Source organism: Amycolatopsis echigonensis (assembly GCF_002846615.1).
In the GTDB taxonomy this organism is placed as follows: Bacteria; Actinomycetota; Actinomycetes; order Mycobacteriales; family Pseudonocardiaceae; genus Amycolatopsis; species Amycolatopsis echigonensis.
The window spans coordinates 3,139,696-3,151,119 of sequence record NZ_PJMY01000003.1 but is presented as its reverse complement, the minus strand read 5'-3'; the positions used below and the strand labels follow the sequence as shown (position 1 = coordinate 3,151,119).

At 68.5% G+C, this 11,424-nt stretch carries 11 protein-coding genes and 1 pseudogene; 3 read left to right on the top strand and 9 right to left on the bottom strand.

Annotation, left to right across the window (positions count from 1 at the left end):
* Window positions 1-75 precede the first annotated feature (75 nt).
* From ATK30_RS46245 to ATK30_RS19770, 4 genes and pseudogenes are all read right to left on the bottom strand, one after another.
* Window positions 76-189 (bottom strand): alpha/beta hydrolase, encoded by a 114-nt coding sequence (locus tag ATK30_RS46245; RefSeq protein ID WP_244194666.1) that lies wholly within the window; start codon window positions 187-189, stop codon window positions 76-78.
* A 446-nt stretch (window positions 190-635) separates the two neighbouring features.
* A pseudogene (locus tag ATK30_RS46240) lies at window positions 636-1,100 on the bottom strand (alpha/beta fold hydrolase); the annotation flags it as partial.
* A 120-nt stretch (window positions 1,101-1,220) separates the two neighbouring features.
* Complete coding sequence (locus ATK30_RS19775) at window positions 1,221-1,433, bottom strand: hypothetical protein (protein ID WP_101436861.1); 213 nt, start codon at window positions 1,431-1,433, stop codon at window positions 1,221-1,223.
* Between the two features lie 19 nt (window positions 1,434-1,452).
* Window positions 1,453-2,229: a DUF4097 family beta strand repeat-containing protein gene (locus ATK30_RS19770; protein WP_101436860.1), complete on the bottom strand. Its 777-nt coding sequence runs from the start codon at window positions 2,227-2,229 to the stop codon at window positions 1,453-1,455.
* 162 nt (window positions 2,230-2,391) lie between these two features.
* Between ATK30_RS19770 and ATK30_RS19765 the strand changes: the two genes are divergently transcribed.
* Window positions 2,392-2,931 (top strand): YbhB/YbcL family Raf kinase inhibitor-like protein, encoded by a 540-nt coding sequence (locus ATK30_RS19765; RefSeq protein ID WP_101436859.1) that lies wholly within the window; start codon window positions 2,392-2,394, stop codon window positions 2,929-2,931.
* Between the two features lie 171 nt (window positions 2,932-3,102).
* On the opposite strand, the gene ATK30_RS19760 is transcribed toward ATK30_RS19765, so the two are convergent.
* From ATK30_RS19760 to ATK30_RS19750, 3 genes are read right to left on the bottom strand one after another with little or no spacing between them, the layout of a single operon-like run.
* Window positions 3,103-3,543 (bottom strand): GNAT family N-acetyltransferase, encoded by a 441-nt coding sequence (locus ATK30_RS19760; protein ID WP_101436858.1) that lies wholly within the window; start codon window positions 3,541-3,543, stop codon window positions 3,103-3,105.
* Between the two features lie 43 nt (window positions 3,544-3,586).
* The gene (locus ATK30_RS19755; protein ID WP_009085017.1) at window positions 3,587-4,147 is read right to left on the bottom strand and encodes a TetR/AcrR family transcriptional regulator; all 561 of its coding nucleotides are present in this window, start codon (window positions 4,145-4,147) and stop codon (window positions 3,587-3,589) included.
* Entirely contained in the window at window positions 4,144-4,470 is a 327-nt protein-coding gene (locus tag ATK30_RS19750) for a DMT family transporter (RefSeq protein ID WP_101436857.1), read from the bottom strand. Before ATK30_RS19750 ends, ATK30_RS19755 begins: the two co-directional genes overlap by 4 nt.
* 169 nt (window positions 4,471-4,639) lie before the next feature.
* On the opposite strand from ATK30_RS19750, the gene ATK30_RS19745 reads away from it, so the two are divergent.
* Window positions 4,640-6,931, top strand: coding sequence for a (Fe-S)-binding protein (locus ATK30_RS19745; protein ID WP_101436856.1), 2,292 nt, complete (start codon window positions 4,640-4,642; stop codon window positions 6,929-6,931).
* Between the two features lie 81 nt (window positions 6,932-7,012).
* Window positions 7,013-8,005, top strand: a complete 993-nt coding sequence (locus ATK30_RS19740; RefSeq protein WP_101436855.1) for a cation diffusion facilitator family transporter — start codon at window positions 7,013-7,015, stop codon at window positions 8,003-8,005.
* On the opposite strand, the gene ATK30_RS19735 is transcribed toward ATK30_RS19740, so the two are convergent.
* Window positions 7,999-8,706 (bottom strand): CAP domain-containing protein, encoded by a 708-nt coding sequence (locus tag ATK30_RS19735; RefSeq protein ID WP_208637376.1) that lies wholly within the window; start codon window positions 8,704-8,706, stop codon window positions 7,999-8,001. The genes ATK30_RS19740 and ATK30_RS19735 overlap by 7 nt on opposite strands.
* 103 nt (window positions 8,707-8,809) lie before the next feature.
* Entirely contained in the window at window positions 8,810-11,401 is a 2,592-nt protein-coding gene (gene rph / locus ATK30_RS19730; protein ID WP_101436853.1) for a rifamycin-inactivating phosphotransferase, read from the bottom strand.
* Window positions 11,402-11,424: the final 23 nt, after the last annotated feature.

Below are 11,424 nucleotides of genomic sequence, written 5' to 3'. Positions count from 1 at the left end.
TCTGGCAGACTTGAGCCGACTGCGCTCAACCTTGATATCAGGATAACGGGCAACCTCCCGGTCTTGTTCCCGGGTTCACCCGCAGAATTCGTCCCGCGCTGGTGTGACGCCGCTCACCAGGTAGCTGGCCTCGGCACGCCGCGCGCACTCGGAGTTGAGCAGCCCGGTGTGGCCGTCGCCGTAGTACATGAGCAGCGCCGATCCGTCGATGCTCGCGGCGAGCCCGCGGACAGGTCCCAGTACTCGCTGTAGCGCCAGCTGTGCGGGGCGACCGCGCGGATCGTCGTGGCTGTCGCACGCAGGTCCGCCAAGCGGGTGAACGGCGACGGGAAGTCCTCGCAGCCGATCGAGCGGTACGCGCCATACGTCTCGCTCGCGAACTGCGAGTTCGTCGCGAGCGCGCTCGCGTCCAGGTCCGCCAGCGCGCGGCTCAGGTTCGGCCACTGGGAGGGGAGAGAGAGGTAGCCGTAGGCGCCGGAGGCCAGTTCCTCGCCGGTCGCCTGGCGGCCCAGCGCTCTCGCGTACCCGCCGTGGGTGACGAGGTCGTCGTAGCGGGCGAGCGCGTTCTTGCCGTGCAGCGCACAGTCGCTCGAGCGGTCGCACCACGCGACGAACCGCAGCAAGGCGTCCTCGGTGGCAGCGGCTTCCTCGACCATCGCCTGACGCATCGGCCGGGCATGGTCGACCGCACCGTCGAGCACCATCGTGCGCACCCGGTCCGGATGCTTCGACGCGTACACCGCGCCCAGCTCGGTGCCGTACGAGACGCCGAGCCAGGAGATCTTCTGTTCGCCGAGCGCGGCGCGGATCGCGTCGATGTCCTCGGCGGCGCTCTGCGTGTCCACGTGCCCGAGCATCGGCCCGGTCTTGGCCAGACAGTCCTCGCCCGCCGCGCGGTTGTGCGCGGCGAAGGCGTCGTACTGCTGGCGCGTGCTCGGGAAGAGGCCGATCTTCGGGTCGTACAGCTTCGCCTGGTCGCAGGTGATCTTCGGATCGCTGAACCACACGCCGCGCGGGTCGAAGCCGATGAGGTCGAAGCGGTCTCGCAACGGTTTCCGGGCCGAGCCGATGACCTTGGGGGCGAGTCCGCCGAAGCGCACGAAGCCGACCCCGGATCCGCCCGGCCCGCCCGGATTGACGAGCTCCGCACGGCGTCCACGTCAACGCCGGTGTCGGCGCGCTGACCAGCGGAAGCAGGGTCAGCGCGGCAGCGGCCAGGTTCATGCCCGGCGCGCCGTCCGATCGTCGGCCGCGGTGCGGAGCACGACCGCCTCCGCGTTCCGGACGACCCCCTGCTGCACCGGGATTTCCACGACCGCGACCGGTGCCGTGGCCGGCGGCTCAGGCGAGTGGCCGACTGCCGCGGTGATCGCGAACGCCCCCACCGCGCCCGCCAGCACCGCGGCCAGCAGCCGCGTTTCGAGTTTGCGCATGATGTGTCTGTTCTCCCCTTCAGACGGCCTTGACCGTGACGCTGCCGCTGTCCGTGGTGACCTCGAGCGTCTTCGCGTCCGGACCTGAGTTCTGCGGAACGTCGATGCTCCGGTGACCGCTGTCGCTGTTGCCCGTGACCTGGTAGGACCCGCCGCGCGGCACGGTCAGCTCGACGCGGCCGGAGTCGGCCTGCGCCTTGACGTTGTTGGGCTGGGCCAGCGCGAGTTCGATGCGCCCGCTGCCCGCGAAGACGTCGACCGGCCCGCGCAGGCCGTCGCCCTCGATCCGGCCGGACTGGCTGTGCACCCGCACCTCGCCGACGTTGTGCAGTTCGGCCGCGCCGCTGTCCATCTGCAGCTTGACCAGCCCGGGGACATCCCGCACCTGAGCCCGCCCGGAATCGGCGGTGACGTCGACGCTGCCGACGCCCGCGAAGTCGAGCGTGCCGGAATTGGAGCTGCCGGTGACCGGGATGCCGGCCGGGACGACCAGCTCCGTGTCGGCGGTGCAGTTGCGGCCGCAGTCGGCGATGACGAGCTGATCGCCCTCGACGCGGTAAGCGTCGCCGGGCTGGCCGCTGAAGTGGTAGCGCAGGGTCTGATGCACGCGGGCCGCGCCGGGAGCCGTGCGGATGCGTACGTCACCGGAGCCGTTCTCGAGCTTCACCCCGCGGATCTCCTGCGACAGCGTCGCGTCCCGCGAAACCGTGGACCCGAATCCCCACCCGCCGAATCCGATCGCCATTCCAACGCCGATCACCGCGATGCCGGCCAGTGCCAGAAGCGGGCGTGCCATGTCAGTTCCCCCCAGTACCACTCTCGGCTGTCGCGAGAAACGTTAGAAGGTGGGGCACCCTGGGGACATCCGGTAAACCCCCCGAAACATCCCTGAGGCGGCGACGGGAGGGCCAGGGTCCTAACCTGGCGGCCGGAGAGCCCCGTGGATCAGGAGGAACCCATGCCCCAGCCACCCAATCCGTACGACTACCTGCCGTCGGTTCCCTCGTTCACCCTGCGCAGCACGGACATCGCCGACGGAGAAACGCTGGCCCAGGCGCATCTGTCGGGCATCTTCGGCGCCGGCGGCGAGGACCGTTCGCCGCAGCTGGCGTGGGAAGGCTTCCCGGAAGGCACCCGCAGCTTCGCGATCACGGTGTACGACCCGGACGCCCCGACTGCCAGCGGTTTCTGGCACTGGGCGGTGTTCAACATCCCGGCCTCGGTGACTTCGCTGCCGGCTGGCGCCGGTGACTCCGCGGGGACGGGGCTGCCGGACGGAGCGGTCACGCTTAAGGGTGACGGCGGGGTGAAGCAGTTCCTGGGAGCCGCGCCGCCTCCCGGACACGGGCCGCACCGGTACTTCTTCGTGGTGCACGCGCTGGACGTGGAGACGTTGGACGTTCCGGAGGACGCCACGCCTGCGTTCCTGGGCTTCAACATGTTCGGACACACGCTGGGCCGAGCGACGTTGGTGCCGGTTTACGAGAACAAGGGCTGACGTTGCCGATGGGGGAGCCGGGGGTCGCGGTTGCGGCGGAACCGCAACCGCGACCCGACGTGGTGGGCGCGATCGTCCTGAACGCCCAGGGGCGCGCGTTCGTCCAGTTCCGCAGCGCGCGTACCTTGATCCGCGACGTCGTGGCCGCCGCCCTTTCCGTCCACAATGGACTTACCGAAGAGACTCCCGGTTAGCCCCCTCGCGTTCGAGGAACCGTCCCTTCACGTGTTCCGCGAACCCGAACTGCCGGTAGAGCCCGTGCGCGTCCGCGGTGTGCAGCATCCAGCGGAAGCCCGCTCCCGGCCCGTTGTCGATCATCTCGCGCACGATTTCCTTGCCCAGCCCGGCCCCGCGCGCCTCCGGGAGCACGAACACGTCGCCGAGATACGCCGAGGTCACTCCGTCAGAGAAGGCTCGCGCGAAGCCGACCTGCCGGCCGCTCGAACGCGAGTACGCGCCGACCACCCGCCACGACCCGGCGACCGCCGCTTCCACCTGTTCTCGCGTGCGCCACCGGCCCCAATAAGCCTCGGTGGAGAGGAATCCCCACAGCACGTCGAGGTCGAGCCGCTCCCGCCGGTCGTCGACCTCGTATTCACCCACGACCCTCATGCCCGGCAAGCTAGCCGACCGCGTCCCGGAAGCTCCACCGAATTCAGGCGGGTTTGAGCAGGTAATCCACCACCGGCCGCAACTCCTCCGCGGACGGCGGCTCGTCGTCGATCAGCCCCTGGATCAGCAGGCCGTCAATACCCGCGAGGAACACCCGGAACGCGACCTCGTCGTCGTGCCGGACCATCGACGTCAGCACATCCAGCCAGCGCCGCGCGGCCGGGCGCAGTTCGGGTTTGCGCGCGGCCAGCAGGTACAGCTCGTACTCCGCCATCGTGCGCCCGCGACGAGGCCCGAGCGCCTCCGCGAGCAGGCCGGCCACCTCTTCGGCGCCGCGGCTCCCACGCGAGCGGGCGCGGTCGATCATCCAGTACACCTCGGTCGCCATGTCGCGCGCGCACGAAATAAGGGTCGCCACGAGCAAGTCGTCCAGCGAGGAGAAGTGGTACGTCGTGGACGTCGTCGGCACGCCCGCTTCGGCCGCGACCGTGCGGTGCGTGACCCCGGCGACGCCGTCGCGTTCGATCACTCGCAGGGTCGCTTCGATGATCTCGGTCCGCCGCTTCTCGCCGCGGGCCTTGCGGCCGTCGGTCTGGATTTTCACGCTTGGCTCCCGGCCTCGATGAGCACCACCCCGCCGATCACGAGCACGAGCCCGGAAATCATCGCGAGGTTGATCGGCTCCTTCAAAAACAGCACTCCGACCAGCGCGACCAGCGCCACGCCCGCCGCGGCCCAGATCGCGTAGGCCACCCCGATCGGCAGTCCGAGCTTCAGCACCCGCGACAGCGCGAAGAACGCCAAGCCGTATCCGACGACCACGAGGATCGACGGCGTCAGCCGCGAGAAGCCCTCCGAGAGTTTGAGCGAAATCGTAGCGGTCACTTCTGCGGCGATGGCCAAAGCGAGGTACAAGTAAGCACCCATAGCAGAAGAAAGTACCTGAACGATCGTCCCACTTGCTAGCGAGGCGTGCACCACATCGGTGGGACTTGGGACCGTCGGACCGGTTACCCATCAGTAAGAAGCGTTACCCTGCTCGGCACCGGCGCGCTCGCGCGGCGGCACCACCACACCGGACGAAAGGCACCCGACGATGGGCGCTGTACAGCTGACGCTCGGGGGGATCTCCGTCCTCCTGGGCATCGTCGCCTGGGGAATGTTCATCGCGACCATTGCCCGCTTCGTGCGGGTGATCAAGCTCGGCCAGCCGGACGCGACGCGCAACGGCCCGTTCATGGCCCGCTTGATGACCCTGATCAAGGAGTTCGCGGCACACACCCGCATGGCGAAGTTCCGCCAGGTCGCCCCGTGGCACTGGCTGGTCATGTGGGGCTTCCTGATCGGGTCGCTCGCGCTCTTCGAGGCCTACGGCGAGGTGTTCGTCCCGACCTGGGGCTGGCCGATCCTCGAGGACTGGTCGCTGTGGAGCCTCTTGATGGAGCTGCTCGGCGTCGGCACGGTCGTCGGCGGCGTCGCGCTCGCGATCATCCGTCAGCTGAACCACCCGCGCCGCGCCGACCGGCTGTCGCGGTTCGCGGGCTCGAACTTCAAGTGGGCCTACTTCGTCGAGGCCGTGGTGATCGTCGAGGGCATCGGCATCATCGGCGTGCGCGCGGGCAAGGCCGCGATGCACGTCCACGAGACGCCGACCTGGGCCGCGTTCGTCTCGAACCCGCTCAGCGAGCTGCTGCCCTCGAGCGCGGCGCTGGTGTCGGTGTTCGCCTTCATCAAGCTGATGAGCGCCACGGTCTGGCTGATCGTCGTGGCCCGCACGATGACGATGGGCATCGCCTGGCACCGGTTCAGCGCGTTCTTCAACATCTACTTCAAGCGCGAGGCGGACGGCGGCGTCGCGCTCGGCGCGGTCAAGCCGATGATGAGCAAGGGCAAGGTGCTCGACCTCGAAGAAGCCGACCCGGACGAGGACACCTTCGGTGTCGGCGCGATCGAGGACTTCAGCTGGAAGGGCTGGCTGGACTTCTCCACCTGCACCGAATGCGGCCGTTGCCAGTCGCAGTGCCCGGCGTGGAACACCGGCAAGCCGCTGTCGCCGAAGCTGCTCATCACGCAGCTTCGCGACCACGCCTACGCGAAGGCTCCGTACCTGCTCGCGGGCGGCAAGCGCGACATGGCCGGCGACGAGATCGGCTTGTCCGGCGACAACATGTACGCGGGCATCGACGTCCTCGCGATCGCCGAGTCGCAGAAGGCGCTCGTCGGCGACGACGGCGGCGTCATCGACCCGGACGTCCTGTGGTCCTGCACCTCGTGCGGTGCCTGCGTCGAGCAGTGCCCGGTCGACATCGAGCACGTCGACCACATCGTGGACATGCGCCGCTACCAGGTGATGATCGAGTCGTCGTTCCCCACGGAACTGAACGGCATGTTCAAGAACCTGGAGAACAAGGGCAACCCGTGGGGCCAGAACGCCAAGGACCGTCTGCAGTGGACGGAGGACCTCGACTTCGAGGTTCCGGTCTTCGACGGCGACCTCGGCGACGCCGAGTACCTGTTCTGGGTCGGCTGCGCCGGCGCGTTCGAGGACCGCGCGAAGAAGACCACCCGCGCCGTCGCGGAACTGCTGCACATCGCGGGCGTCAAGTACACCGTGCTCGGCTCGGAGGAGTCCTGCACCGGTGACCCGGCTCGCCGCGCGGGCAACGAGTTCCTGTTCCAGATGCTGGCGCAGCAGAACGTCGAGGTGCTGAACTCGGTGTTCGAGGGCCGGGAACGCAAGGCGCGCAAGGTGGTCGTCACCTGTGCGCACTGCTTCAACACCCTCGCCAACGAGTACCCGGAGCTGGGCGGCCAGTTCGACGTCGTGCACCACACGCAGCTGCTGAACCGCCTGGTGCGGGAGAAGCACCTGACGCCGGTCGCGCCGGTCGCCGAGGACGTCACCTACCACGACCCCTGCTACCTGGGCCGGCACAACAAGGTCTACGACGCTCCGCGCGAGCTCGTCGGCGCGTCCGGTGCGCAGCTGCGCGAAATGCCGCGGCACGGCGACCGGTCGATGTGCTGCGGCGCGGGCGGCGCGCGGATGTGGATGGAAGAGAAGATCGGCAAGCGGATCAACGTCGAGCGCGTGGACGAGGCACTCGGCACCGCTCCGTCGAAGATCGCCACCGGCTGCCCGTTCTGCCGCGTGATGCTCACCGACGGCGTCACCTCGCGCCAGAGCGACGGCATCGCGAGCGAGAAGGTCGAGGTCGTGGACGTCGCGCAGCTGCTGCTCACCGCGGTGAAGCGCAAGCCGGAGCCGGCGCTGGTCGCCTCGGGCGCGCCGTCGCTGGACGAATCGGACGCGGAGCTGTCGGCCAAGCCGGACGTCCCGTCCGACGAGAAGCCGACCGGAACGCCGTTGCCCGAGGGCGACGACTGACTCGTCAGCAAGACTGAGAACGGCCCTTCCAGCCTCGCGCTGGAAGGGCCGTTTTCGTCTGGGGCCATTACGCTTTCCGGCGTGAGCGACGAATCGGAAGGCGGCGGCGAAAGCACCCTCACCGTGGTACTGGCCGGCGGGGTGAACCTGGCGATCGCGGTGCTGAAGCTCGTCGCGGGCATCATCACCGGATCCGGCGCGATGCTCTCGGAGGCCGCGCATTCGGTCGCCGACACCATCACCGAGGTCTTGCTGCTCACCGCGCTGAAACGGTCGGAGCGGCCGGCGGATCGCCGCCATCCGTTCGGGTACGGCAAGGAGCGGTACTTCTGGTCGCTGCTGGCCGCGGTGTCGATCTTCGCTTCCGGTGCGGTTTTCGCGCTGTACGAAGGATTCACCACCGTTTTCGGGAAAGGCGCCGAGCAGACGAAACCGATCGTCGGCTACATCGTGCTGGCCCTGGCTTTCGCGCTCGAATCGGTGTCGTGGGCGCAGGCGGTTCGCCAGGTCCGTCGCGACGCGAAAGCCGAGCAGCGCACGTTCTTCGCCTACCTGCGGATGATCGACGACCCGGCCCCGAAGACGGTTCTGTTCGAGGACTCGGCGGCGCTGGTCGGGCTGCTGCTCGCGTTCGCCGGGATCGGGCTGCACCAGCTGACCGGCTCGGACGTGTGGGACGGCATCGCGTCGATCCTCATCGGCGTGCTCCTGGCGTGCGTCGCGTACCTGCTGGGCAGCACGAACCGCGGTCTGCTGATCGGCCGTCAGGCGGACCAGCGCCTGGTCCGCGGCATCCGGGACCACCTGGGTTCCGCGCCGGAAATCGACGCGCTGGTGGATCTGCAGACCATGCTGATGGGCACCGACCACGTCCTGGTGTGCGCCCGCGTGGACTTCGACGACGCGCTCGGCGCCGCCGACCTCGAACGCGCGTGCGTGCGGATGGCGGAGGAACTGAGCGAGCGGTTCCCGGACGTCGCGGAGGTGTTCATCGAGCCGGTTCCGCGGACGGATCCCAAGCTGCGCGCGACGGTGCTGGCCCGGTACGGCCTTCCGCCGCGGCCGAATCAGTAGCCGAAGTCCTGGGTCCAGTACCAGCCGTCGGTCGCGACGCCGACGCCCAGTTTCTTCAGCGAGCAGTTGAGGATGTTCTTGCGGCGCCCGCTGGAGTTCATCCACATCTGCATCACCTGGTCCGCGCTGGTCGCGCCCTTCGCGATGTTCTCCGCGCCCGGCTGGGGATATCCCGCGGCGGTGATGCGGTCGGCGAAGCTCTCGCCTTCCGGGGTGTCGTGGGAGAAGTAGTCGCGCTCGGACATGTCGTCGCTGTGCCCCTGCGCCGCTTTGTCGAGGTGCGACTCCTCGGTCACCGGGTCGCAGCCCGCCTTGTCCCGCTCGTCATTGACCAGCGCGAGGACCTGGCCCGCCAGCGTCGGCGTACTGCGCGGCTGGGGTGCCGGCTTCGGGCTGCTGCTGCTACTGCTCGTCGGAATGTCCTTTTTGGACTCTGCAGTGGAGGACGGCGGCAGCGGGGGCGGGGGCGGCGCGGGCGTGGCTGAACTCGACCGCGTCGTCGTGGTCGCGGGCGCAGTGGTGCTCGGCGTCGCCGACGTGGAGGACGCCGGCGACACCGCGAACGGTCTCAGCGCACCCGCGGATACGCCGTCGGTGCGCGTTTCCGGGACAGCGACGCTCAGTGTGCCGAGGTGCCCGGAGCGCAGCGCGAAGGTTCCGCCTGCTGCTCCGATACCCCCGACGAGAACACTGAGAGTCACACCTACAGCCCGGACGCGCACACTAATGGAGGACACAGCCGCGGAAACTATCACGAACTGATTACGATGGTTACCTCCAAATGGCGCAGCGGCCGGAGATCCACTACCCAGCGTCGAGCACCTCGATGTACCCGTCCGTCCCGTTGACCCGGATCCGCTGACCGTCCTTGATCAGCCGCGTGGCGTTCTGGACCCCGACGACCGCGGGCAGTCCGTACTCCCGCGCGATCACCGCGCCGTGCGTCATCTGGCCGCCGACCTCGGTCACCAGGCCGGTGATCGCCACGAACAGCGGTGACCAGCTCGGATCCGTGTACGCCGTGACGAGGATGTCGCCCGGTTCAAGATCGGCCTCGGCGAGATCCAGGATGACGCGGGCGCGTCCTTCGATGGTCCCGGCGGACACCGGCAGTCCGCCCAGCGCGCCTTCGGGCAGGTCGTCGCGACGGTAGCTGCCGGAAACGGCCTCGCCGTCCGACGTGAGCACGCGGGGCGGCGTCAGCGATTCGCAAGACTGGAACGCTTCCCTGCGCTGCCGGATCAGCTCGCGGTCGACCTCGTTCGTCCGCACGACCTCCTGGAATTCCTGCAGCCGCAGGAAAAAGAGGTCCTCCGGCTCGTCGAGCACCCCGGCCCGCACCAGGCGCTCGGCCTCGCCGAGCAAGGCTTGCTTGTACACGAAATAGCGGCTGACCATGCCGTACTTCGGGTACTCGCGGTATCCGGTGAACGTGCGGACACGCTCGATCATCCGCTCGGTTTCCTCGGCCTTCGCCTCGCCGTCCGGCAAGGCACGCAAGCGTTCCAGGACTTCCCGCGCCTTGTCCAACGCTTCCCGACGGCCTTGTTCGAAGCGGCGTTTCCCGGCTCCCGGTTCGAAGTTTTTGATGTTGGACAACAACATCGGCACCAGCGCGACCGGCTGTTCGCTCCACCGCGGCCGGGTGATGTCGATTTCGCCGACGCAGCGCATGCCGTACTTGTCGAGGTACGCCTGGATCGCGGCGCGCGATTCCGCCCCGCCGGCCAGCTTCGGCAGTTCGTCCAGGAACCCGTTGTCCTCGACGTCCTGCAGGAACGCGACGACCTCGGGATGCGTCCGGAGCACGTCCGCGACGTCGAGGAGTGCGAGGCCCATCTCCGACGTGATGTTGTGCGGGACCGACTGGGTGAGCGTGTCGGCGACGTTCTTTTCGCCGAGCCACTCTTGCAGGTGGTCGTTCAACCACCAGGACGCCTGCATCGCCGCCGTGAACACCTGGTGGCTGCGCGGGTCGAAGAGAATCCGGCGCATTTCCTTGATGTCCTCGAAGAGGAAGTCGAGCAACTCGCTGCCGGACTTCGTGGCGATTTCGCGTTGCAGCGCGGCGATGGAAGCCTCGCTGTGCTGGATCAGTTCGGTGACGACGGCCGGATCGGTCTCGATGGTGGCCGGTACGGCGCCGGGGACCCGCTCGCCGGGACCGTCGTCCTCGGCCAGCGGGAGGAAGCCCTCGCGGGAAAGGACGGTCTCCAGCGCGTCCTTCATCAGCGGGTCGGTTTTCCCCACCACTTCAAGGAAACTGCCTCGGCTCTGGGGCGCGGACAGCAACGCGGTGGCGTCCGCGAACAACCGTCCGCCGGCCTCGGCCATCGGCCGCGGGGTCGTCAGCTGCCAGACCGACAGGCCCAGCGGCTTCATCGCGTCGGTCATCATCTGCTGGTGGCCGACCGAGAGATAGACGTGGTTTCCGCCGTCGGCGCCCTCCGGGATCGGGAACAGCGTGGTGATCGGGCGGCTCTGGACGATCTGGAACTCGTCGTCGGCCAAGCACCATTCGATGTCCTGCGGACGGCCGAAATGCGCTTCGATCGTGCGGCCCAGTTCGACGAGCCGGAGAACCTCCTCGTCGGTCAATGCGGCCTGTTCCTGCTGGTCTGAGACGATTTCCTGCTCTTCGGTGCCGCCGCCCTCGACGGCAAGGATGGCGCGTTGTTTGGCGGCGATCGCCTTGTCGACGATCACGCCGTCGCGCACCTGGTAGTTGTCAGCGTTGACCAAGCCGGAAACCAGCGCCTCGCCGAGGCCGAAGCTGGCCTCCACGACGGCGACCTTCCGGTTGGACGTCACCGGATCGGCGGTGAAGAGGACCCCGGCCGCCCGCGGGAAGACCATCTGCTGCACGACCACTGCCATGTGGACTTTCCGGTGGTCAAAGCCGTTGCGCAGCCGGTAGGTCACCGCTCGTTCGGTGAACAGCGACGCCCAGCACCGGCTGATGTGCCGCAGGACCGCCTCCGCGCCGAGCACGTTGAGGTACGTGTCCTGCTGACCAGCGAAGGAAGCTCCCGGAAGGTCCTCCGCGGTCGCGCTCGACCGGACCGCGTAGGCGCGTCCGTCCACCAGCGCGTCGGTGATCTCCGCGGCCAGGTCGTCCGGGATGACGATCGCATCCAGCGCCTGCCGGACCTCCGCGCTGCCCTCGACGATCGCGTCCCGGTCGTCCGGGTTCAGCTTCGACAACCGCTCCAGCGGTCCGGCCAGTTCCGGCGCGCCCTCGATGATCCGCTCGAACGCTTCCGTCGTCACGCAAAAGCCAGGCGGCACGCGGACCCCGTCGATCCGGGCGAGTTCGCCCAGATGCGCGCCCTTGCCTCCGACGATCGCGACCTGCTCCCGGTCGATCTCCTGGAGACCGAGCACGTAGCTGCCCATTCGTTCGTTTCCCCCGTCTGTGG

Bases quoted from the DNA above. Each gene is read 5' to 3' on its own strand.
- ATK30_RS46245 (WP_244194666.1), bottom strand. From the start codon at position 189: ATGTACTACGGCGACGGCCACACCGGGCTGCTCAACTCCGAGTGCGCG.
- ATK30_RS19775 (WP_101436861.1), bottom strand. From the start codon at position 1,433: ATGCGCAAACTCGAAACGCGGCTGCTGGCCGCGGTGCTGGCGGGCGCG.
- ATK30_RS19770 (WP_101436860.1), bottom strand. From the start codon at position 2,229: ATGGCACGCCCGCTTCTGGCACTGGCCGGCATCGCGGTGATCGGCGTT.
- ATK30_RS19765 (WP_101436859.1), top strand. From the start codon at position 2,392: ATGCCCCAGCCACCCAATCCGTACGACTACCTGCCGTCGGTTCCCTCG.
- ATK30_RS19760 (WP_101436858.1), bottom strand. From the start codon at position 3,543: ATGAGGGTCGTGGGTGAATACGAGGTCGACGACCGGCGGGAGCGGCTC.
- ATK30_RS19750 (WP_101436857.1), bottom strand. From the start codon at position 4,470: ATGGGTGCTTACTTGTACCTCGCTTTGGCCATCGCCGCAGAAGTGACC.
- ATK30_RS19745 (WP_101436856.1), top strand. From the start codon at position 4,640: ATGGGCGCTGTACAGCTGACGCTCGGGGGGATCTCCGTCCTCCTGGGC.
- rph (WP_101436853.1), bottom strand. From the start codon at position 11,401: ATGGGCAGCTACGTGCTCGGTCTCCAGGAGATCGACCGGGAGCAGGTC.